The sequence below is a fragment of the Amycolatopsis sp. NPDC051903 genome, from assembly GCF_044452505.1.
Taxonomy (GTDB): Bacteria; Actinomycetota; Actinomycetes; order Mycobacteriales; family Pseudonocardiaceae; genus Amycolatopsis.
Genome location: NZ_JBITBT010000020.1, coordinates 55,329 through 75,706 on the forward strand (window position 1 = coordinate 55,329; position 20,378 = coordinate 75,706).

A 20,378-nucleotide genomic window follows, 5' to 3' on the forward strand; every position below is an offset into this window, starting at 1 on the left:
GCCCACCCCACGAGAGGCGGTCGCCGATGAGCGTCCCCCACCGCATCGAACCCGTTCCCGATCACCCCTGCGAAGCCGGATTCGACCACGGAGTCCTCCGCCTGCGAGTGCACCGGCCGACCCCGGACGCCACGGTCGTCGAGGCCGTGGGCGAGGTCGACGCGTGCACCGCGCCCCATCTCGCCGAAGTCGTGCAGTGCCGCCTGCGCGGTGCTGTCACGATCGTGGCCGTGGACCTGACCGGTGTCACCTTCCTCGCGATCCGCGGGCTTGAGGTGGTGCGGAGGCTGGCTCTGCTGGCCCGCGAACTCGAGGTCGAGTTCGCCGTCGATCCCGGCTCGTCGCACGCCGTGCAGCGCTTGCTGCAGCGCGTGCCGCTCGGGTGCGAACGCCCGGGCATCGCGGCCGCTCTGACGACGCTGACGGTGCCGGAGCAGCGCGACCGCCGAGTCCGCTGAGGGCCGCGCCGGCCGGCCGGAGAGCCGGGAGGTTTGGCCGCCGGTTCGCGGGGAACCTTAAAGGTCAGCAAGTACCGTGAAGGCGGAGGCGAGGAGGTGCGCGCCGTGTCGCCCGTCCGGCGGGACCTGGTGGTCATCGGCGCATCGGCCGGTGGCATCGTAGCGCTGCGCTCGCTGGTCGCGAACCTGCCCGAGGAGTTCCCCGCGGCTGTGCTCGTGACCGTGCACCTGGGCATCGGAGCGCGTAGCGCGCTGCCCCTGATCCTCGATCGCGCCGGCCCGCTGCCGGCGAAGACGGCCGAGCACGGGGCGGACCTCGCGCCCGGCACGATCCACGTCGCGCCGCCCGACCGGCACCTCCTGACGGACGACGGGAAGATCGTCCTCAGCCGCGGGCTCACGGAGAGCGGCCACCGCCCCGCCGTCAACGCGACGTTCCGGTCCGCTGCGCTCACGGCCGGGCCTCGTGCGATCGGGGTGGTCCTGTCCGGCATGCTCGATGACGGAGCGGCCGGCTTGCGCGCGATCGTGGACCGGGGCGGGGTCGCCGTGGTCCAGGAGCCTGCCGAAGCGTTGTTCGCGGACATGCCGGCGAACGCTCTCGGCGAAGTGGCGACGGAGTACGTGCTGACCGCCGCGGAGATCGGGCTGACGCTCGGCAAGCTCGTGCGCCAGCCGGTCGACGAGCCGGTCGTCCCGCCGCCGCCGGCGGCGCTGCTGGTCGAGGACCGGATCGCGAGGGACAGCGTGGCCTTCGTCTCGGTTCGGCCGGGGGAGAACGCGCCGCCCAGCGGCTACACGTGCCCCGATTGCCAGTGCGCGCTGATCGCGATCGACGACCCGCGGGAGCGGTTCCGGTGCCGGCTCGGGCACGCCTGGTCGGCCGGGGCGTTGCTCGGCGCCCACGACAGCCAATTCGAGCACGCCGTCTCGACGGCGCTGCGGTCCCTCGACGAGAAGGCCGCGTTCGCGCGCAAGCTGGAGCGCCGCTCACGGGATCGGGGACAGCAGTCGCTCGGGCACTTCTACGCGCGATCCGGCGGTGAGGCCGCCGACGCGGCGGACACCTTGCGCCGCTTCCTCGTCGAATCCCTGCGAGGCGATACCGAGGAGGCCGCTGCGCAGTGACTGACCGACCGCTCGCGCTGTCGCGGCTCCGCCGGCACGGCTCGACGGTGGTGACCGCCGGCGGTGACCTCACCCTCGGTGCTTATCCCGAATTGCGGGACTACCTGCTGAAGTCGGCGGCCGAAGACCCGGACGGCCTTATCGCGGACATCAGCGGGCTCGCCATCCACGATCCGGCACTGGTGAGCGTGTTCACGCTGGTGGCCATGCGGATCGGGGAGTGGCCCGCGATCCCGTTCGCCGTCGTGTCCGCCCGCGCGGAACATCGGAACCTGCTGCGGCGGCGCGCCGTCGACCGGTTCGCCGCGGTTCACTCCGACGCGGGCGCCGCGGAGGCGGGGCTCGATCGGCCGGTGCGGCTCAGGGCGCGGCGGGAGTTCGCCCGCTCGCCGCACGCGGCCGCGCGGGCTCGGCAGTTCGTCACGGAGACGTGTGCTGAATGGACAGTGCCCCACGTGCGTGACGACGCGTGCGTGGTTGTGAGCGAACTGGTGGAGAACGCGATCGAACACACGACGTCGGCGCCCCGCGTGCGGCTGGACGTCCGGCGCGCGATGTTCACCGTCGCGGTCGCCGACGACAGCTCGGTGCCGGCCCGCCTGCACGAGGGCCTGGATCTTGCGGAACGGGGTCTGGGGCTGAAGGCCGTCGCGCAGCTCACGCGCGCGTGGGGGTGCAGCAGCACGTGGCCGGGCGGCAAGATCGTCTGGGCCGTACTCGCCGCACCCGCGAGACCACGATGACCTGCTCCGGCGAGTAGCGTTCAGAGCGTGACGGAACCGAAGTACGAGCCGAACGGCGAATTCGAGTCGGTCCTCGCTTACTTGAAGGAGTCGCGGGGATTCGACTTCACGGGCTACAAACGCAGCAGCTTGATTCGGCGGGTGCGGCGGCGCATGGCGCAGATCGGGATCGACACCTACAGCGACTACATCGACCAGCTGCAGGTGAACTCCGACGAGTTCGTCGCTCTGTTCAACACCATCCTGATCAACGTCACGGGGTTCTTCCGCGACCCCGAAGCCTGGGACTACCTGCGTGAGCACGTGGTGCCCGCGATCCTCGCCGAGCGCAGCCCCGAAGAGCCGATCCGCGTGTGGAGCGCGGGCTGCGCAGGCGGCCAGGAGGCCTACAGCCTCGCGATGGTCTTCGCCGACGCGATCGGCGTGGACGCGTTCCGCCAGCGGGTGAAAATCTACGCCACCGATGTCGACGACGAGGCGCTGGCGCAGGCCCGGCACGCGGCCTACACCCCGGCCGAGGCCGAGGGCCTCACCGAAGGTCAGCTGGAGGCCTACTTCGAACTGCAGGGCAACCGTTACTCGTTCCGGAAGGACCTGCGCCGCTCGGTGATCTTCGGCCGCAACGACCTCGTGCAGGACGCGCCGATCTCCCGCATCGACCTGCTCGTCTGCCGCAACACCCTGATGTACTTCAACGCCGAGACGCAGACGAAGGTCCTCGAGCGCTTCCACTTCGCCCTGGCCCGGCGCGGTCTGCTCTTCCTCGGCAAGGCGGAGATGCTCCTGTCGCACGCCCGGATCTTCGAGCCCCTCGATCTCAAGCGACGGGTGTTCCGCAAGGCCGCGAACGCCCCCGTCAGCTACAACCACTTCGTCACGCAGGGTTTCTCGCAACGGCGGGCCTGTGACCTCTCCGGCTTGGAAGAGTTGCGGGAGCACGCGTTCTCCGCGAGCCCGGTCGCGCAGATCGTGGTGACGTCGGAGGAGCTGACCGCGCTCGTGAACCAACAGGCCGAAGTCGCGTTCGGACTGTCCGAACGCGACATCGGACGGCCGCTGCGGGACCTGGACGTCTCGTACCGCCCGGTCGCGCTGCGCGCGTACGTGGAGCAGGCGCGGCTCGAGCGCCGCTCGCTGCGGATCAAGGACGTCGAATGGCACCGCGGTGGCGAGACCGTGTGGTACGAGGTGCACGTGAACCCGTTGCTGAGCAAGGAGAGGAACCTGCTCGGTGTTTCCGTCGTGTTCCACGACGTGAGCTGGGCGCGGCAGCTGCTCACGGAGCTCGAGCACACGAACCGGCAGCTGGAGTCGGCCTACGAGGAGCTCCAGTCGACCAACGAAGAGCTCGAGACGACGAACGAGGAGCTCCAGTCGACCGTCGAGGAGCTGGAGACCACCAACGAGGAACTGCAGTCCACGAACGAAGAGCTCGAGACCATGAACGAGGAGCTGCAGTCCACCAACGACGAGCTCCAGACGATCAACGACGCCCTGCGTGAACGCAGCGTCGACCTCGACGAGGTCAACGAGTTCCTGGAATCGATCCTCACGTCCATCCGGGCCGGCATCGTCGTGATCGACACCGAGATGCAGATCAAGGCGTGGAGCCGCGGTGCCCAGGACCTGTGGGGCCTGCGGCGGGAAGAGGCCGAGGGCGCGCACCTGCTGAACATCGACATCGGTCTCCCGCTGGCCGACTTGCGTCCGGCCGTGCGCGAGGCGCTGACCGACCCGGGCTTCCACACCGAGGTGACGCTGGACGCCGTCAACCGCCGCGGCCGCAAAGCCGTGGTGCGGCTGCTGTGCAGCGCGCTGCGCGGCTCGGAGGGGCAGAGCCAGGGCGCGCTGCTGGTGATGGAGGAAGTGGAGCAGGCCCCGGCGGCGTGAGCTCCGCGTCTCTCGCGGTACGTGCAACCGATGGTTGCGCACTGGGGTACGGTCGCCTAATCTGCAACCATCGGTTGCGAATTGAGGGAGAGACCCATGGAGTACGGCACCATCGAACGCGAGATCCACATCGACGCCACCCCCGAGGTCGTCTACGAGGTCATCACGAAACCGGAGTACATCGCCGCCTGGTGGGGTTTCGATCTGCAGGTCGCGGCGTCGGCGGGAGCGACCGGGCGGATGACCCGGACCCGGCGCGACGGGAGCGGCACACTGGTCGTCCCGCTGTCGGTCGTCGAAGCGGAGGCGCCGCGGCGGTTCGCGTTCCGCTGGGCGCACCCGGACGGGCAGCCGGCGACGCCGGACAACTCGTTCCTGGTCACGTTCCACCTGGCGCCCTCGGGCGAAGGCACGGTGCTGCGCCTCACCGAAGCCGGTTTCCGCGAGGTGGGCTGGGAGGCTGCGCGGCTCGAGGCCTACCACCGCGACCACAGCGCGGGCTGGGACGAGCACCTGGGCGCGCTCGGGGCGTACGCCGCCGGCCTGGTGCGGGCGTGACCACGCCGGTCGACGACGAGCTGTGGGCGGCCCTCGGCGACCCCACCCGGCGGCGGCTGCTGGACGTGCTGCTGGCCGAAGGCTGGGGCACGGCGACGGGACTGAGCGGTCGCCTGCCGGTGACGCGCCAGGCGGTCGCGAAACACCTCGGCGTGCTGGAACGCGCGGAGCTGGTCGTGCCGCGCAAGGACGGGCGCGAGGTGCGCTACGCCGTCAACGAGCCGCGGTTCGCCCGCGCGGTCGAGCAGCTGACCTCGGTCGGCGCCGCCTGGGACGCGCGGCTGCGCCGGATCAAGACGATCGCCGAGTCGATCGAAGCGGCGCGCTCGCCGGAGTCCGGTGGGTGATCAGCTCCTCGTCCACGGCTTGAGCTTCTCCGGGTTGCGCACTGCCCAGATGTGCGCGATCCGGTCGCCCGCGACGTCGAACGCCAGCACGCTCACCGTCTCGCCGTCCTGGAGCACGACGAGGCCGGGCTCGCCGTTGACGGGGCGTTCGAGGATCGTCAGCGCGGGCAGCCGGGCGGAGAGGTCGACGAGGTAGCGCACGATCCGGCGGGCGCCCTCGACCGGGCGCAGCACGGCCCGGGCGAGGCCGCCGCCGTCGGCGATGACCGATGCGGCCGGGTCGAGCAGGCCGACCAGCGCGTCGATGTCCTGCGCTTCCCAGGCCCGTTTGAAGGCGCGGACGACGTCGGCGCGCCGCGCGGGTGACGTCGCCTGCGCCTGCGTGGCGCGGATCCGCTTGCGGGCCGAGGACGCGAGCTGGCGGCAGGCGGCGGGCGTCCGGCCCACGACGGCGGCGACCTCGGCGAACGGGTAGCGGAACACGTCGTGCAGCACGAACGCGACCCGTTCCGCCGGGGTCATCGCGTCGAGCACGACGAGGAACGCCATGGACACGGACTCGTCGAGCGTGACGCGGTCGGCGGGGTCGTCGCGCCCGGTGTCCGCCGGAAGCGGTTCCGGCACCCACTCGCCGACGTAGCGCTCCCGCCGCGCCCGGGCGGACCCCAGCACGTCGAGGCAGATCCGGCCGGCAACGGTCGTGAGCCACGCGCCGGGGGAGCGGATCGCCTCCCGTTCTGGCTCCGGCAGCGCGTACCAGCGGGCGTAGGACTCCTGCACGACGTCCTCGGCTTCGGCGAGCGAGCCGAGGAGCCGGTAGGCGAGGTTGAGCAGCTGCCGCCGTTCGCCGGGGCTCGGATCGGTGGTCATGGCTCTTTGACGAACCAGCGCGCCGAAGTGTGAGGCCTGACGTTGCGGCGGCCTGGTTCGTCGGAGTTGTGCTGACGACGAAAGGACTCCACCATGACCGACCGCTCCCGCCTGCCCGACCCCGCCCGGTTCTTCCCCGACCTGGGCCCGCTGGCCGGCGCGATGACCAGGACCGTCCACAACGGCGCCCTCCCGGACGTGACGATCGCGCTGGTGCAGTTGCGCGCGGGCCAGCTCGCAGGCAGCACGTACCACACGGTCCGCCAGACGGGCCTGCTCCGCAACGCCGGCGAACCCGAAGACCGCATCACCGCGGTGTCGTCCTGGCGCGACGCCCCGTACTTCACCGACGCCGAGCGCCTCGCGCTCGAGCTGACCGAAGCGGTTCTCACGCCCAACCCCCGCGGCGAGCGCGTCCCGGACGAACTGTTCGCCCGAGCCGCCGCGGTGTACGACGACAAGGCGCTCTGGACGCTGACCGTGGCGATCGGGCAGATCGGCTTCTTCATCCCGGTGGGCCTCATCGCGAAACCGATTCCGGGCCGCCCGCTCGGGAAGAACTACAGCCCGGCCGGGGAGGGGTGAGCGGCCGGTTTTCCGGAAACTTCCGGGATCGACGCGAAGGAGGTTTCGCTTGGCGGGCAACGAGAAGGCGCTCTGCGGCCCTTTTACCGGGGCCGGGTCTCGCGCGGGACGCGTTGCGGAAGTGATCACCGCGGGTACCCCGGGAAGATGCAGACGTTCCTCCCGTACCCGGACTTCACCGCCAGTGCCCGGGCGCTCGACCGCCGCCGCCTCGGCAAGCAGCGGGTCGAGGCGCTGCAGGTGCTGCGGGCGCTGGTGGTGCCGGGCTACGGCTGGCGCCACCACCCGGCGGCGAAGATGTGGACGGGCTACGCCGAGGCGCTGACCCGGTACGGCCTGGACGTCTGCGCCGTCTGGCGCGCGACCGGCGCGGCGGACACGTGCGCCGCCAAGCTGGCCGGGCAGTTCGGCGACGCCGTCCGCACGCAGGCCGAGCTGGCGGCGGCGGGGGAGCTGCCGCCGTGGCTGGGGGACTACGCGCTGCACCGCAGCCACCGCTCGGCCCTGGTGCGCAAGGACCCGGACCACTACGCGCGCCTGTTCCCCGGCGTCCCGGCCGACCTGCCCTACGTCTGGCCGGCGTCCGACCGCGGGCCCGGCGGCGTCCAGTCCGTGCGTGGTGCCCGGCGCGGGGTTACTTCCGGGCCCGGCTGCCGGCCGGCGGACCGGACCGCGGTCGCTCGTCGAGCGGGCCGCCGGGAGCACCGGGCGGGCCCGGCGCGATCCGGCTCGCGGTCGGGTCGTCGTCGTGGCGGTCGAGCCAGCGGGCGGCGCAGTGGATCAGCAGGGTGACCAGCCCGAGGCCGCCGAGGAGGAGCAGCGGGCCGAACAGAGTGCTCACGCGCCCAGCGTGCGTCCGCACCGGCCGGCCGTGACCCGTCCTGACCGGAGCTTCACGCCGGCGCTCGGGACTTTGACGGCGCCTTGACCGCGCCGCCACTCCGACGTGCGGACGGAGGTCCCGGGCGCGTGCGGGCTGCTCGGTAGGGTTCGCGTCGGTGTCGGGCGGTCCGCGCGGCACGGCGCGGAGGAGGGGCACCGTGGGACACGGTCAGCAGGCGGCCGCGACGAGCGGCGGTCATCCGGCGCGGCGTGGTGCCGCCGGGCTGGGGATCGTCGTCGGCGCACTCGGAGTGGTGTTCGGCGACATCGGGACGAGCCCGATCTACTCCCTGCAGACCGTGTTCAGCCCGGAGGACCCGCACCCGATCCCGGTGAGCGCGAACAACGTGTTCGGGGTGGTGTCCCTGATCTTCTGGTCGGTGATGATCATCGTCACGATCACCTACGTGCTGCTCGCCATGCGCGCCGACAACGACGGCGAGGGCGGCATCATGGCCCTCATCACGCTGCTGCGCCGCTGGAGCGGCGAACGCGGCCGCAGGGCGGCGCTGTTCCTGGCCGGGCTGGGCATCTTCGGCGCGGCCCTGTTCTTCGGCGACAGCATGATCACGCCGGCCATCTCGGTGCTGTCCGCGGTCGAGGGGCTCAAGACGGTCTCGCCCGACTTCGAGGACCTGGTCGTGCCGATCACCGCGGTGATCATCGTGGTCCTGTTCCTCGTGCAGAGGCGCGGGACGGCCGCGGTCGGGCGCGTGTTCGGGCCGGTGATGATCGCGTGGTTCGTGGTCGTGGGGGTCCTCGGCGCCATCGGCATCACCCACCACCCGGGCATCCTCGCGGCGCTCTCGCCGACGTACGCGATCGGTTTCCTCGCCGGGCACTTCGGCATCGCGTTCTTCTCGCTGGCCACCGTGGTCCTCACGGTGACCGGCGCTGAGGCCCTGTACGCGGACATGGGCCACTTCGGCCGCAAACCCATCACCTGGGCCTGGGTTGCGCTGGTGCTCCCCGCGCTGACGCTCAGCTACTTCGGGCAGGGTGCGCTGATCCTGGAGAACCCCGCGAACATCAGCAGCCCGTTCTTCCTCCTCGTCCCCGGCTGGGGCCGGCTGCTCATGGTCATCTTCGCCACCGTGGCGACGGTGATCGCCTCGCAGGCCGTGATCACGGGCGCCTATTCGGTGGCGTCGCAGGCCGCGCAGCTCGGCTACCTGCCGCGGCTGCGGATCGCGCACACGTCCGAATCGCATATCGGGCAGATCTACGTGCCGTGGATCAACTGGCTGCTCATGGTTTCCGTGCTCACGCTGGTGTTCGCGTTCCGCAGCTCCGCGGCGCTGGCGTTCGCCTACGGCATGGCGGTGACCTGCACGATCACGATCACCACGCTGCTGTTCTTCTATGTCGCCCGTGCCAAGTGGGGCACCTCGCGCTGGCTGATCGGCATCGGCGGTACCGTGCTGCTGTTCGTCGACCTGCTGTTCGTCGCGGCCAACCTCACCAAGTTCGTCCACGGCGGCTGGCTGCCCCTGCTCATCGGCATCACGGCGTTCACGATCATGACGACGTGGCAGCGCGGGCGCGAGATCGTCACCGCCGAGCGCGCCCGTGCGGAAGGCTCGCTGCGCCAGTTCGTCGACAGCCTGCGCGACGGCTCGGCCGGCGCGAGCATCGTCCCCGGCACGGCGGTGTTCCTCAACCGCGGCGACGAGACGGCGCCGCTGGCCATGCGCGCCAACGCCGAGCACAACCACGTGCGCCACGCACACGCCGTGATCCTGTCCATCGAGACCGAGCCGGTGCCGCGCATCGCGCCCGAGAACCGCCTGGTCGTCAACGACCTCGGCTACTCCGACGACGGCATCACCCACGTCACCGCGAAGTTCGGCTACATGGAGACACCGGTGGTGCCCAGCGCCCTCGCCACGCTCGACCCGTCCGCCACGGAGGGCCGGCTCAACCTCGACGAAGCGTCGTACTTCCTGTCGAAGATCGAGCTGCAGCGCGGCCACGAGAAGACGATGGCGGACTGGCGCAAGCGGCTGTTCATCGCCACCTCCCACATCACCGCCGATGCCGCGGAGTACTTCGGGCTGCCGAGGGACCGGACGGTGATCATGGGCTCGCACATCGAGGTCTAGCCGGTCGAGGTCACCGTACGGCTGCGTCCACAAGCACCGGACACTGTGGACACCACGGGGGACGTGGTGGCCTAGCGGTCACTGGGCTGCTCCGAAGGCCGCCTGAACCTCCGGACGCTCTACGGCACCACGACCGCGGCGGAACTCGAAGTGCGGCGGGGCGCGGCTGCGTGTCTCCGTTCGCGGCCGGAACGTCGCTGCCCGAGCCCCCGAGGTCCCCGAACAGCCCCTCGAACACCACCTGCTCGAGCTGTGGCCCATCCCAGAACACCTCGAACCGCCGGTCGGGCGCGGGCCCGACGAGCAGGCGCGCCACCGGAGCTGACCGTCAGCCACCGGCCCGGTCGAGGTCGATGCTCCCGACCGGCCACGTCCCCTTCGCGCCCGATCCCGCCGGATTCCCGGCCGCGGTCGAGCCGTTCCTCAGTGGACTCAGTACTCGGCCACCACGTCGTACAGCGCCGGATTCGCCGTGACCGCGCTGGAGACGGTGCCCACGGAGGTCCGGAACGCCGGGTTCTCCGTCGCCGCCTGCCACGCCTCAACGCTGTCCCAGTGCGCGACGTTCACCAGCTGGAACCGCGCGTCCGCGAGTTTCGCCCGGTGCAGCCGCGTGTCGCGGAACCCGGGCGCGTCGCGCATGAGCTTCGCCCGCTCCCGCCACTGCTCGACGAACGCGTCGATCTCGTCGGCGGGGATTTCGAACGCGTTGATGAGGGTGATGCCTTTTTCATTCATGGATGAATTCTGGAACCTCGACCGCACTGGAAGTCAAGTCCCGGTGGCGTTGGCCGGCGAGTGCACCGGCCACCTCGCGAGGTGCGCACGGGGTGCCGGGGAACGTCGCATCCATCTCCTGGGGATCGTTCGTTCGCCAGGTGAAGGGGTAACCGGTGAAGCGTCCGGCGGTCTACCGGGCGACCGCCGGGTGCGAGAGGAGCGTGGTGGCGAGTGGGTTCGTGGTGGCTCGCCGTCCCGGCCGTGGTGCTGGGTGCGCTGGCGTTCGGCACGACCGGCGCCCTGCAGCACCGCGCGGCGCGCGAAACCGGGCAGCGCGGCGCGATCCGCGTCGGTATCGTGCGGTCGCTGGTCACGCAGCGGCAGTGGCTCGCCTCCCTGGGCGCGAACGGGGCCGGGGTGGTGCTGCAGTGGGTGGCGTTGAGCACCGGGCTACTCGTGCTCGTGCAGCCGGTGCTCGCGCTCGGACTGGTGTTCGCGGTGCTGGTCGACGCGGTGCTCGCCTGGCGCCGGCCCGACCGTGTGGTGCTCGGCGGCAGCGCGCTGACCGCCGGCGGGATCGCGGTGTTCGTGGCCGTGGCGCGGCCCTCGTCGGGCGCGGACCGGCTGACGCTCGGCGAAGTCGTGCCACTCGCCGCGGTGCTCGCGGGAGTGCTGGCGCTGTGCCTGGTGCTCGCGGCGCGCAAACCCGGTCAGCCCCGGGCAGTCGCGCTCGCCGTCGCGACCGGGGTACTGTTCGGCGTCACCGCTTGCCTGGCCAAACTCGCCGCCGCCGATTTCACCCGCGGTCCGCTCGCGGCGGTGACCGGCTGGCCGCTGTACGCCGTGATCGGGTGCGGTGTCGGCGGATTCCTGTTGAGCCAGAACGCCTTTCGCGCCGAGGTCGCGCTCTCGCCGGCGCTCGCGCTGATGCTCGCGCTCGACCCGGTCATCAGCGTGCTCATCGGCTGGCTGTGGCTGGGTGAACGCGTGCACCGGGGCCCCGTGGCGCTGGCCGGCGAGTGCGCCGGTCTGGGGATGCTCCTGGCCGGACTGACGGTGCTCAGCCACCGGGCGCCGCAGGCCGCGCGGGCGTCGGTCAGCGCGTGAAGGCCGACACGGCGCACAACGCCGCCCAGCCCAGCGCCGCGGCGACGACCTTCGGGCGCGCCGACCGGTCCGGCAGGCCGAGCCCGAAGACGACGGCGTCCGCCGTGTCCGACGCGACCCGCGCGCTCACTGCGGTCCGCAGCGGCGCACCGGCCGGCGCGAGCGCCATCGCGAGCCCGATCGCGGTGTCGCGCGCGCCGATCGCGGCGATGAGCGTGCGCACCGGCGTGGTCGTGGGCAGGCCGCACGGCTTCGCCAGCACGCGGGGGAAAGCGATGGTCGTCGCCCCGTACGCCGCGGTCGCGGCGCCGAGGGCGCGGGTCAGCACGGGCATGGTCACCTCCTGGTTCCCGCGCCGGGTACCCGCGGATCGGCCGCCCACGCACCGGTTTCGCATGGCGGGACCAGCACCGAACCGGACCCGAGCGTCGACACGACGCGCTGGTGCCGGACGCGTAACCACTGGCGACGGCGGGCTCCGCCGTGCGTCGGGTCACCGAAGTGCGAGCCGGGAACGGTTCCACGGGCAGTGATCGCTTCGTGTGAGGACGCCGACACCGCCATTGATGTCCACAGCAAGTGTTGCATACTACAATGGTGTCGCTCGTCAACGAAGTGCCCCGCCCCCGCGTGCCGGCCCGTCTTCCGCTCGGGCGGTGGCTGCGTGAACGCACCGCCGGCCTCGTCGCTCTCGCGCTGGTGATCGGCGCCGGGGCCGGCGTGGGCGCGGTGGTGTTCCGGTGGCTCATCACCGCGTTCACGCGGCTGTTCTCCGGCCACGCCGACTACTCGGCGGCCGGCCGCGCCGCGCACCCGTGGTTCCCCGCGCTCGGGCCGTGGTTCCTGCTGCTGGCGCCCGTCGTGGCCGGGCTGGTCTACGGGCCGCTGGTGCAGAAGTTCGCACCCGAAGCCCGCGGCCACGGTGTGCCCGAAGTGATGTTCGCCGTCGCGGAGCGGGGTGGGCGGATCCCGGCGCAGGTGAGCGCGGTGAAGGCACTGGCCTCGGCGCTGACGATCGGCTCCGGCGGGTCCGTCGGACGGGAGGGGCCGATCGTGCAGATCGGCTCGGCACTCGGGTCGACGCTCGGGCGCGTGGCGCGGCTGCCCGAACCCCGGTTGCGCGTGCTGGTCGCGTGCGGTGCGGCCGGCGGGATCGCGGCCACCTTCAACGCACCGCTCGCCGGGCCGTTCTTCGCGATGGAACTGATCCTGCGGGACTTCGCGGCCGAATCGTTCGGTGCGGTCGTGCTGGCGAGCGTCACGGCGAGCGTGGTGGGGCGGGCGGTGTTCGGGAACACCCCGTTCCTGGACCTGCCGGCGTTCAGCCTGGCCAGCCCGCTCGAGTACCTGCTGTTCGTGGTGCTCGGCCTGGTGGTCGGGGCGTGCGGGGTGGCGTTCACGCGCGTGCTGTACCTGGTCGAGGACGTGTGCGACCGGCTGTGGCGCGGGCCCGAGTGGCTGCGCCCGGCCGTCGGCGGCGTGGTCCTCGGCGGGCTGCTGCTGGTGCTGCCGCAGATGTACGGCGTCGGTTACCCGGTGCTGCAGAACGCCGTCGAAGGCCGCTACGCGCTGGCGTTCCTGCTCGTGCTGCTCGTCGGCAAGGTGCTGGCCACGAGCCTCACGATCGGGATCGGCGGGTCGGGCGGCGTGTTCGCGCCGTCGCTGTTCATCGGCGCGATGGCGGGCACGGCGTTCGGCATCGTGGTGCACGCGTGCCTGCCCTCGGTGACGGCCTCGCCGGGGGTCTACGGGCTGATCGGGATGGGCGCGGCGTTCGCGGGGGCGGCCCGGGCGCCGATCACGGCGGTGATCGTGCTGTTCGAGCTCACCGGGCAGTACACGGTGATCCTGCCGATGCTCACCGCCATCGTGATCGCGACCGCGTGCAGCCGCGCGCTGAGCCGCGACACGATCTACACGCTGAAACTGCGCCGCCGCGGGGTGGACCTGGACCGTTCACCGGCGGCGCGGCGGCTGGGCGGGCGGACCGTCGCCGGCGTCGTCGAGCCGTTGCCGCAGCCGCTCGGCGCCGCGGTGCCGCTCGCGGCGGCGGCGCACGCGCTGGCGGTGTCCGGGCACGGCGTGCTCCCGGTGACCGCGGGCGGCGAGTACCAAGGGTGTGTGACCGCGCACGCCGTCGCGGAGGCGATCGCGAGTGACCACGAGGGGACTGCCGGCGACCTGGTCGAACTGCCCCCGGAGGTGACGCGCGAGACCAGCCTGGCGGACGCGGTGCAAGCACTCGCCGACGCGCCCGGCACCGGCCTGCCGGTCCTCGGCCCCGGCCGGGAGCTGACGGGCTGGCTCACCCACCAGGCCGTCCTCACCGGTCTGTCCGAATAGGACGGTGGTCAGAACCAGGCGGCGTCGATCGAATCCTTCGCGGGCGGTTCGCCGCCCGCCTCGGCAAAAGCTGTCAGCGCCTCGACGAGGCCGTGCCGCGCGTCCTCGGGCATCTTCGCGACGATCCGCGCGATCTCACGACGCCGGCGCTCGGTGACCAGGCGGACGACGCGCTCGCCCTCACCGGTGAGCTCGACGACGATCTCGCGCCGGGACGACGGGCTGTCCTGACGCACCACCATGCCGACGGCGACCAGGCGGTCGACCATGCGGCTCGTCGTCGACGGGGTGACACCGACGAGTTCGGCCAGCGCCGCCTGGTTGAGCGTGCCGCGCGAGTGCAGGATCACGAGCACCCGGAACTGCGGCAACGTGATGAGGTCACCGGCCGCCGCGAGCGATCGCGCGGACACGGCGACGAGCAGCCGCGAAGCGGTGAGCACGGCGTCGGTGATCGCGTCGGCGGTGGCGGGCACATCGGTCGAGAGGCGGGCCATGGCTCCAGTGTGCCGCACCGGGAATCCCGGGCCGCGGTGATCAGGCGGGTGTCGGCGGCCGCACGGAGCCGGCCGCGTGATGTGCTTCCGCTCAGCCGATTTCGGGCATCGTGGACGTAGTCGGCGGAAGGCGAAGCGTCGGCGGACTTGGTGCGCGCGGGCCGGGCGGTGACTCGGGATGTCACCGCCCGGCCGGGGATCGGAGCCGCGGCCAGGTCGTGGCTTCCGGGCCCGGCTCCGCAGGTCCAGTCCACCTGGGGGCTACCCGGCTTCGACCCGCCTACACGTGTGGATGCGAAAGAGAAGATCCGCGTTCGCGTCTGACGCCCGAACAGTTCTTGATACACAACAGTTTTCCCGGCCGGCGCCTGATCAACGCGCCCAGTCCCGCTCGGGTGAGGCATCCGTCACCCGTTCACCAGGAGTGACCGCTGTGAGTCAGCGAAGTACGCGGATTCGTTGGACACTCGTACGCGGCCGCTGAACGGGTGGTGGCCGGAAGGTGGATTCATGGTCGAGGAGACGCAGGGGAACGGCGGAGTTCCTAGTGGTGACGTCCAGGTCGTCGAGCCCGCGGTCATCAAACGGGCGGTCGGCGCGGCGGCGATCGGCAACATCACCGAGTGGTACGACTTCGGCGTCTACGGCTATCTGGCGACCACGATCCAGAAGGTTTTCTTCACGGACCTGCCCACGTCGGCGGGGCAGATCGCCACGTTCGGGGTGTTCGCGGTCTCGTTCCTGATCCGGCCGTTCGGCGGGCTGATCTTCGGGCCGCTCGGCGACCGCATCGGGCGCAAGAAGGTCCTGTCGCTGACCGTGATCCTCATGGCGCTCGGCACGTTCGGCCTCGGCGTCATCCCCAGCTACGGCGCCATCGGCCTCGCGGCGCCCATGCTGGTGCTGCTCGCCCGCCTGGTCCAGGGCATCTCGACGGGTGGCGAGTACGGCAACGCCATGACGTTCATCGCCGAGTACGCGCCCGACCGCCGGCGCGGGTTCTTCGGCAGCTGGCTGGAGTTCGGCACGCTCACCGGGTACGCGTTCGGCGCGACGATCGCGACCGTGCTCAGCGCGGTGCTGTCCGACGAGCAGCTCCTGACGTGGGGCTGGCGGCTCCCGTTCCTGCTCGCGCTGCCGCTCGGTGCCGTCGGCCTCTACCTGCGGCAGCGGCTCGAGGAGTCGCCGGCGTTCGCGCAGCTGCAGGACAAGGAGAAGGCGCAGCAGCAGGTCCAGTCGTTCGGGGCGGAGCTCAAAACGGTGTTCACGAAGTACTGGCCCGCGATGGTGCTGTGCGCCGGGCTGGTGCTGACGTGGAACGTCGCGAACTACATGCTCACCAGCTACATGCCGACGTACCTGATCGAAACCCTCCCGGCCCGCCACACGGGCATCTCCAAGACGGCGTCGGAGATCCTGCAGATCGTGGTGCTCGTGCTGCTCATGGTGGTGATCACGTTCATCGGCCGGCTGTCGGACAAGGTGGGCCGCCGCCCGGTCGTCATGGTCGGCTGCGCGGGCCTCATCGTGCTCTCGCTGCCCGCCGTGCTGCTCGTGCGCACGGGCGGCAACACCGCGACGTTCTTCGGCCTGCTGATCATGGGCCTGGTCCTGGTGCTGTTCTCCGCGATCCTCCCGTCCACCCTCCCGGCGCTCTACCCGACCCACATCCGCGCCGGCGGTCTGTCGATCGCGTTCAACATCTCCGTCTCCCTCTTCGGCGGCACCACGGCGACGGTGATGAGCGCCCTGGTCTCCTCGACCGGGGACCTGAACTGGCCCGCCTGGTACCTCATGATCGCGGGCGCGATCGGCGCCGTGTGCATCTACTTCGTGCGGGAATCGGCCCGGAAACCGTTGCCGGGGTCGGCACCGCGGGAGGAGTAGGGCGGTCTGGAGGCGGTCGTCGTCGTAACGCCAAAAAGCTGGGCTCAGCGTTCGGTGGTCGTCTTCGTCGGCTCGGCCAGGTGCAGGACCAGGTCCGCTTCCGGGAGCGCTTCGCGGGCGGCTTGGTCGTCGGCTGGGGTCAGGCCGGACAGTTCGATCCGCAGGGAACCCAGCCGCCGCAAGCGGACGAGGTCGCGGATGGGCGTGGCGGACGTGAGGACCACGGTGCGCAACGACGGCAGCGAAGCCAGCTCGTCCACCTCGGCGACCGACGGGATGCCCGCCGCGGAGACCGTGGTGACGTCGGCGAGGCGGCTGATGCCGTGCAGGTTGCGCTGGTCCGGGCCCATGTCCAGCACGAGCTCGCCGACGGACAGGCCTTCGGGCAGCAACTCGAGGCCGTGGGCGAGCTTGCGGTGGCGCAGGGAAAGCCGGGGGAGCCGGACGTCGCCGAGGGTGGCCAGTGCGGTGATGGCGTCGAGGGTGCCGGCGTGCAGGCGCAGGTCGGTGACGTGCATGCGGGCCAGCGCGGACAGGTCGGTCAGCGCGCTGCTGTAGCCGGTGATCCACAGCGACCGCAGGGCGCCGCAGTCCGTCAGGCCGTCGAGGGAGTCGACGACGTCGTTGGACTTGATCTCCAGGTGGCGCAACGCGGGCAGCTCGGGCAGCGGGTGCAGGCTCCGCGCGGGGTCGTTGAGGGGGACGTCGCCGACGAGCTGGACGGCCGTGAGCGTCCGGAGGTGGCGCAGGCGGCGCAGGACGTCCCAGCGGTGGACCTCCAGCACGAAGTCGCCGAACTCCACAGTGGACAGCAGTGTGGCCGCGTACTCCTCGGAGTACTCGTTGTGCCGCCAGGCGCGCAGGAGCTCGTCGATGACCGAACCGCGGTGGGTGCGGCTGAAGGCCTGGATCTTCTCCCACGACTCCTCGCCGCCGATGAGGGCGAGGGTGCGGATGACGCGCGCGGCCACCAGGTCCGGGTCCTCGCTCGTGTGGCGGCCGATCTCGGCGGGGCCGGGCAGCAGGTCGATGACGAACGAGCCGGCCTTGGCGAGCAGTTCGGCTTCGTCGAAGCCGGCGGGCGGGATGAGGCCGCGGACGGCGGCCAGCACGTCCGTGCGCACGTGCTCGGGCTCGATCACGTCGACGTAACTCATCGCGGCCGCCGCCAGCAGGCACAGCCGGTCGGCGACCTCGCGGTTGCCGCGTCTGCGTGCGCGTTCCAGCAGCCGCGCCAGCAGATCGCCGGCTTCGCGGGCCCGGGCCTGGGCGGCGACCATGAACACGACCTCGTTGAGCGCGTCGTCGTGGGCGTGGTCGACGAGGTACCCGATCTCGCCGGACTTCACGAACTCGCCGGCCGCCAGGAAATCGCGGAACGTGCGGTGCACGAAGGAGATCCGGCGATCGACGTTGTTCTGCCGCAGCACACCGCTGCGTTCCAGCAGGTGCCGCAGCACGAGCTCGGGCTCGATGCCCTGCGACCGCAGCCCCGACATGGCCCGCTCGAAGCGCTTGCGCGCGTCGTCGGGGTGCACGAGCAGCTCCGCGCCGCGCACCATCGGCGCCGCGAACCGCTCGAGCAGGATGATCTTCTCCTTCTCCGACATCTGCAGCTCGTCCTCGACCCGCACGCCGCGCCGGGTGTCCCATTCGCCGAGCAGCAGCTTCAGCGCCTTGTCCAGCAGGTCCTTGCGGCTCTGCGGCAGGTACATGTTCTCCCGCCGGTACAACGCGCACAGCAGCGAGCACAGCAGCGGGCTCGACACCAGCCCCCGCACGTCGGGCCGGGTCGTGAGCGCCGTGCCGAGCCGTTCCTCGCAGTCCGCGAGCCAGGCGCGCTGCAGCTCGTCGGTCTCCACCGCGCGAGCGGCGCCGAACCAGTGCGCGATGAGCTCGCGCATGCCGCGCCCGCTCAGCGGCAGCAGCTCGTACGCGGGAAAGGGTTCCTCGGGGACGGGCCACTCGGGCCCGACCACGGCCGGGCGCGTGCTCACGACGTAGCGGGCCTCGGGGTAGCCGCGCAGCAGGTCGGCGAGCCAGCGGCGCACTTCTTCGCGCCGGGGCCGCAGGACCTCGTCCATGCCGTCGACCAGCAGCATCGCGCGCCCGGACCGCAGCAGCCGGCTGACCCAGCCGGTGGGCTTCTCGCCCGCCAGCGGGGGAGCGGTCACGCGCACGAGGTCTTCGGGTTCGGGCAGCCCGCGGTCGGCGAACTGGCGCAGCGGGACGAAGAACGGCACCACCCCCGACCACGGGTCGGCGTCGGCGGTCGCGGCGGTGTGCGCGAGCCATTGCAGCAGCGTCGTCTTGCCGGCCCCGGCGCCGCCGACCAGCAGCACGCGCCGTTCCGAGGCGAGCGCGACAGCGGTGTTCGTGCCGGCCCCGGTCAGCGCGGTGCCGGACCCCGTGCCGCCCTGCCGCGCCACCGAAGGGGCGGCGTAGTACTCGGAGAACGCGTGCCGCGCCGGCGCCCGGCCCGGCCCGACCTGGAACAGCTCGAAGGTGGCGTAACTGCGGGCGACGTAGTCGAGGTAGTCGTGCTCGAACGCTTCGGCGCGGTCGCGGATCCGCCGCTCCTCCTGGCCGCGCAGATCGGTGACGGCGTCGCGGATTTCGGTGATGGTGCCGGCCATCTCGGCCTGCACCGCGCGCATGACCTCTTCCACCGCCCGCGCCCGGAGGCTGATCCGGCGGCAGCACGTGTCGAGCAGGCGGTGGAAGGCGGCGGTTCCGTCGGTGCTGAGCACGGCGGTGTCGAGCGCGTGCCCGCCGGCGGTGTGGACGCGGGCGCGCAGGCGGTCCTCGTCGACGAGCAAGGACGGGTTGTCGCGGACGAGCCCGCCGACGTCGGCTGCGTCGAGCGCGATGGCCACGGCCTCGACCGCGGCCTGCCACTCGCCGTCGGGCACTCCCGCGAACTCGACGCGGCGCAGGTCGGCCAGGTCTTCCTCGGCGGCGACCAGTTGCCGGTGCGGGTCGCCCAGCGCGCGGGCGCGCCGCTGGGACGTCAGGCGATCGGCGCCGCGTTCGACGCCCCACTGGTACAGCGCGGAGAAGGTGGCGCCCAGCGCGGCCACCAACGCGGACGAGAGCGGATCGACGACGGCACCCCCAGAGTGACTCCATCCGTTCGGTGGCAGCTTAGCCGGTGCGCCCACGTGGTGCGAGCACGTGACCTCTGCCGCGCGAGGGAATCAATCGGGGGCTCTGTACGCTCTTACAGCCGTGAAGAACATTGGATTCCTCTCGTTCGGCCACTGGTCGGACAGCCCGCACTCCGAGACGCGCTCGGCGGCGGACTTCCTGCACCAGTCGATCGACCTCGCGGTCGCGGCCGAGGAGCTCGGCGTCGACGGCGCGTACTTCCGCGTGCACCACTTCGCGCGGCAGGCGGGCAGCCCGTTCCCGCTGCTCTCGGCCATCGGCGCCCGCACCTCGAAGATCGAGATCGGTACCGGCGTGATCGACATGCGGTACGAGAACCCGCTGTACATGGCGGAGGACGCGGGCGCGGCCGACCTCATCTCCGGGGGCAGGCTTCAGCTCGGCATCAGCCGCGGATCCCCCGAGCAGGTGATCGACGGCTGGCGGTACTTCGGCTTCCAGCCCGCCGAGGGCCAGGACGCGTCGGACATGGCGCGCACGCACGCCGAGGTGTTCCTCAAGGTGATCGAAGGTGAGGGCTTCGCCGAGCCGAACCCGCGGCCGATGTTCGCGAACCCGCCGGGCCTGCTGCGGGTCGAGCCGCACTCCGAGGGCCTGCGCGAGCGCATCTGGTGGGGTTCGGGCTCCAACGCCACGGGAGTCTGGGCCGCGAAGCTCGGCATGAACCTGCAGAGCTCCACGCTCAAGGACGACGAGACCGGTGAGCCGCTGCACGTCCAGCAGCGCAAGCAGATCGAGGCGTACCGCGAGGCGTGGAAGGAAGCCGGGCACGAGCGTGAGCCGCGCGTGTCGGTGAGCCGCAGCATTTTCGCGCTGACCAACGACCTCGACCGCGCGTACTTCGGCAGCGACCGCAACTCGCGCGACCAGGTCGGCATGATCGACGAGAACACGCGGGCCATCTTCGGCCGGTCCTACGCGGCCGAGCCGGACGAGCTGGCGCGGATGCTCAAGGAGGACGAGGCCATCGAGGCCGCGGACACCCTGCTGCTGACCGTCCCGAACCAGCTCGGTGTCGAGTACAACGCGCACGTGCTCGAGAGCATCGTCAAGTACGTGGCGCCGGAGCTCGGCTGGCGCTGACGCGGCGCGG

General features: G+C 71.6%; 17 protein-coding genes and 1 pseudogene. 13 read left to right on the plus strand and 5 right to left on the minus strand.

Translation table 11 applies throughout. The annotated features are described in order from the left end of the window. Positions 1-26: 26 nt before the first annotated feature. The 6 genes from ACIA77_RS32210 to ACIA77_RS32235 all read left to right on the plus strand — a co-directional run bounded on the left by ACIA77_RS32210 (position 27) and on the right by ACIA77_RS32235 (position 5,124). On the plus strand, positions 27-458 hold the full coding sequence (locus tag ACIA77_RS32210) for an STAS domain-containing protein (protein WP_395889787.1): 432 nt from the start codon (positions 27-29) through the stop codon (positions 456-458). Between the two features lie 105 nt (positions 459-563). Then, entirely contained in the window at positions 564-1,586 is a 1,023-nt protein-coding gene (locus tag ACIA77_RS32215; RefSeq protein WP_395889788.1) for a chemotaxis protein CheB, read from the plus strand. Beyond that, entirely contained in the window at positions 1,583-2,329 is a 747-nt protein-coding gene (locus tag ACIA77_RS32220) for an ATP-binding protein (RefSeq protein ID WP_395889789.1), read from the plus strand. The genes ACIA77_RS32215 and ACIA77_RS32220 overlap by 4 nt, the downstream gene beginning before the upstream one ends. A gap of 27 nt (positions 2,330-2,356) precedes the next feature. After that, a complete protein-coding gene (locus ACIA77_RS32225; protein ID WP_395889790.1) occupies positions 2,357-4,219 on the plus strand; it encodes a CheR family methyltransferase in 1,863 nt (620 codons plus the stop codon). Between the two features lie 96 nt (positions 4,220-4,315). Beyond that, positions 4,316-4,777, plus strand: a complete 462-nt coding sequence (locus ACIA77_RS32230; protein ID WP_395889791.1) for an SRPBCC domain-containing protein — start codon at positions 4,316-4,318, stop codon at positions 4,775-4,777. Further along, complete coding sequence (locus ACIA77_RS32235; RefSeq protein WP_395889792.1) at positions 4,774-5,124, plus strand: ArsR/SmtB family transcription factor; 351 nt, start codon at positions 4,774-4,776, stop codon at positions 5,122-5,124. The genes ACIA77_RS32230 and ACIA77_RS32235 overlap by 4 nt, the downstream gene beginning before the upstream one ends. Here ACIA77_RS32235 and sigJ read toward each other — a convergent pair whose 3' ends face one another. After that, a complete protein-coding gene (gene sigJ, locus ACIA77_RS32240) occupies positions 5,125-5,994 on the minus strand; it encodes an RNA polymerase sigma factor SigJ (protein ID WP_395889793.1) in 870 nt (289 codons plus the stop codon). A gap of 93 nt (positions 5,995-6,087) precedes the next feature. On the opposite strand from sigJ, the gene ACIA77_RS32245 reads away from it, so the two are divergent. From ACIA77_RS32245 to ACIA77_RS32255, 3 genes and pseudogenes are all read left to right on the plus strand, one after another. Beyond that, a complete protein-coding gene (locus tag ACIA77_RS32245; protein WP_395889794.1) occupies positions 6,088-6,579 on the plus strand; it encodes a carboxymuconolactone decarboxylase family protein in 492 nt (163 codons plus the stop codon). 147 nt (positions 6,580-6,726) lie between these two features. Continuing rightward, a pseudogene (locus ACIA77_RS32250) lies at positions 6,727-7,170 on the plus strand (MSMEG_6728 family protein); the annotation flags it as partial. A gap of 449 nt (positions 7,171-7,619) precedes the next feature. Next, positions 7,620-9,563 carry a potassium transporter Kup gene (locus tag ACIA77_RS32255; RefSeq protein ID WP_395889795.1) on the plus strand — a complete coding sequence of 648 codons (1,944 nt, stop codon included), beginning with the start codon at positions 7,620-7,622 and terminating at the stop codon, positions 9,561-9,563. A 432-nt stretch (positions 9,564-9,995) separates the two neighbouring features. Here ACIA77_RS32255 and ACIA77_RS32260 read toward each other — a convergent pair whose 3' ends face one another. Further along, entirely contained in the window at positions 9,996-10,301 is a 306-nt protein-coding gene (locus tag ACIA77_RS32260) for an antibiotic biosynthesis monooxygenase family protein (protein WP_395889796.1), read from the minus strand. 213 nt (positions 10,302-10,514) lie between these two features. On the opposite strand from ACIA77_RS32260, the gene ACIA77_RS32265 reads away from it, so the two are divergent. Further along, positions 10,515-11,390, plus strand: a complete 876-nt coding sequence (locus ACIA77_RS32265; RefSeq protein WP_395889797.1) for a DMT family transporter — start codon at positions 10,515-10,517, stop codon at positions 11,388-11,390. On the opposite strand, the gene ACIA77_RS32270 is transcribed toward ACIA77_RS32265, so the two are convergent. Then, positions 11,380-11,724 carry a hypothetical protein gene (locus tag ACIA77_RS32270; protein WP_395889798.1) on the minus strand — a complete coding sequence of 115 codons (345 nt, stop codon included), beginning with the start codon at positions 11,722-11,724 and terminating at the stop codon, positions 11,380-11,382. The two genes, ACIA77_RS32265 and ACIA77_RS32270, sit on opposite strands and share 11 nt — an antisense overlap. Before the next feature lie 260 nt (positions 11,725-11,984). On the opposite strand from ACIA77_RS32270, the gene ACIA77_RS32275 reads away from it, so the two are divergent. Then, positions 11,985-13,733, plus strand: coding sequence for a chloride channel protein (locus ACIA77_RS32275; RefSeq protein WP_395889799.1), 1,749 nt, complete (start codon positions 11,985-11,987; stop codon positions 13,731-13,733). 8 nt (positions 13,734-13,741) lie between these two features. Here the strand turns inward: ACIA77_RS32275 and ACIA77_RS32280 are convergent, their stop codons facing one another. Next, the gene (locus ACIA77_RS32280; protein ID WP_395889800.1) at positions 13,742-14,230 is read right to left on the minus strand and encodes a MarR family winged helix-turn-helix transcriptional regulator; all 489 of its coding nucleotides are present in this window, start codon (positions 14,228-14,230) and stop codon (positions 13,742-13,744) included. Between the two features lie 510 nt (positions 14,231-14,740). Between ACIA77_RS32280 and ACIA77_RS32285 the strand changes: the two genes are divergently transcribed. Further along, positions 14,741-16,117: an MFS transporter gene (locus ACIA77_RS32285; protein WP_395889801.1), complete on the plus strand. Its 1,377-nt coding sequence runs from the start codon at positions 14,741-14,743 to the stop codon at positions 16,115-16,117. A 44-nt stretch (positions 16,118-16,161) separates the two neighbouring features. Here the strand turns inward: ACIA77_RS32285 and ACIA77_RS32290 are convergent, their stop codons facing one another. Beyond that, complete coding sequence (locus tag ACIA77_RS32290; protein WP_395889802.1) at positions 16,162-19,278, minus strand: NACHT domain-containing protein; 3,117 nt, start codon at positions 19,276-19,278, stop codon at positions 16,162-16,164. A gap of 67 nt (positions 19,279-19,345) precedes the next feature. Here ACIA77_RS32290 and ACIA77_RS32295 point away from each other — a divergent pair, with 67 nt between their 5' ends. Further along, positions 19,346-20,368 carry an LLM class flavin-dependent oxidoreductase gene (locus tag ACIA77_RS32295; protein ID WP_395889803.1) on the plus strand — a complete coding sequence of 341 codons (1,023 nt, stop codon included), beginning with the start codon at positions 19,346-19,348 and terminating at the stop codon, positions 20,366-20,368. The last annotated feature ends 10 nt before the right edge of the window (positions 20,369-20,378 follow it).

Bases quoted from the DNA above. Each gene is read 5' to 3' on its own strand.
- ACIA77_RS32285 (WP_395889801.1), top strand. From the start codon at position 14,741: ATGGTCGAGGAGACGCAGGGGAACGGCGGAGTTCCTAGTGGTGACGTC.
- ACIA77_RS32275 (WP_395889799.1), top strand. From the start codon at position 11,985: ATGGTGTCGCTCGTCAACGAAGTGCCCCGCCCCCGCGTGCCGGCCCGT.
- ACIA77_RS32230 (WP_395889791.1), top strand. From the start codon at position 4,316: ATGGAGTACGGCACCATCGAACGCGAGATCCACATCGACGCCACCCCC.
- ACIA77_RS32210 (WP_395889787.1), top strand. From the start codon at position 27: ATGAGCGTCCCCCACCGCATCGAACCCGTTCCCGATCACCCCTGCGAA.
- ACIA77_RS32260 (WP_395889796.1), bottom strand. From the start codon at position 10,301: ATGAATGAAAAAGGCATCACCCTCATCAACGCGTTCGAAATCCCCGCC.
- sigJ (WP_395889793.1), bottom strand. From the start codon at position 5,994: ATGACCACCGATCCGAGCCCCGGCGAACGGCGGCAGCTGCTCAACCTC.
- ACIA77_RS32280 (WP_395889800.1), bottom strand. From the start codon at position 14,230: ATGGCCCGCCTCTCGACCGATGTGCCCGCCACCGCCGACGCGATCACC.
- ACIA77_RS32245 (WP_395889794.1), top strand. From the start codon at position 6,088: ATGACCGACCGCTCCCGCCTGCCCGACCCCGCCCGGTTCTTCCCCGAC.
- ACIA77_RS32270 (WP_395889798.1), bottom strand. From the start codon at position 11,724: ATGCCCGTGCTGACCCGCGCCCTCGGCGCCGCGACCGCGGCGTACGGG.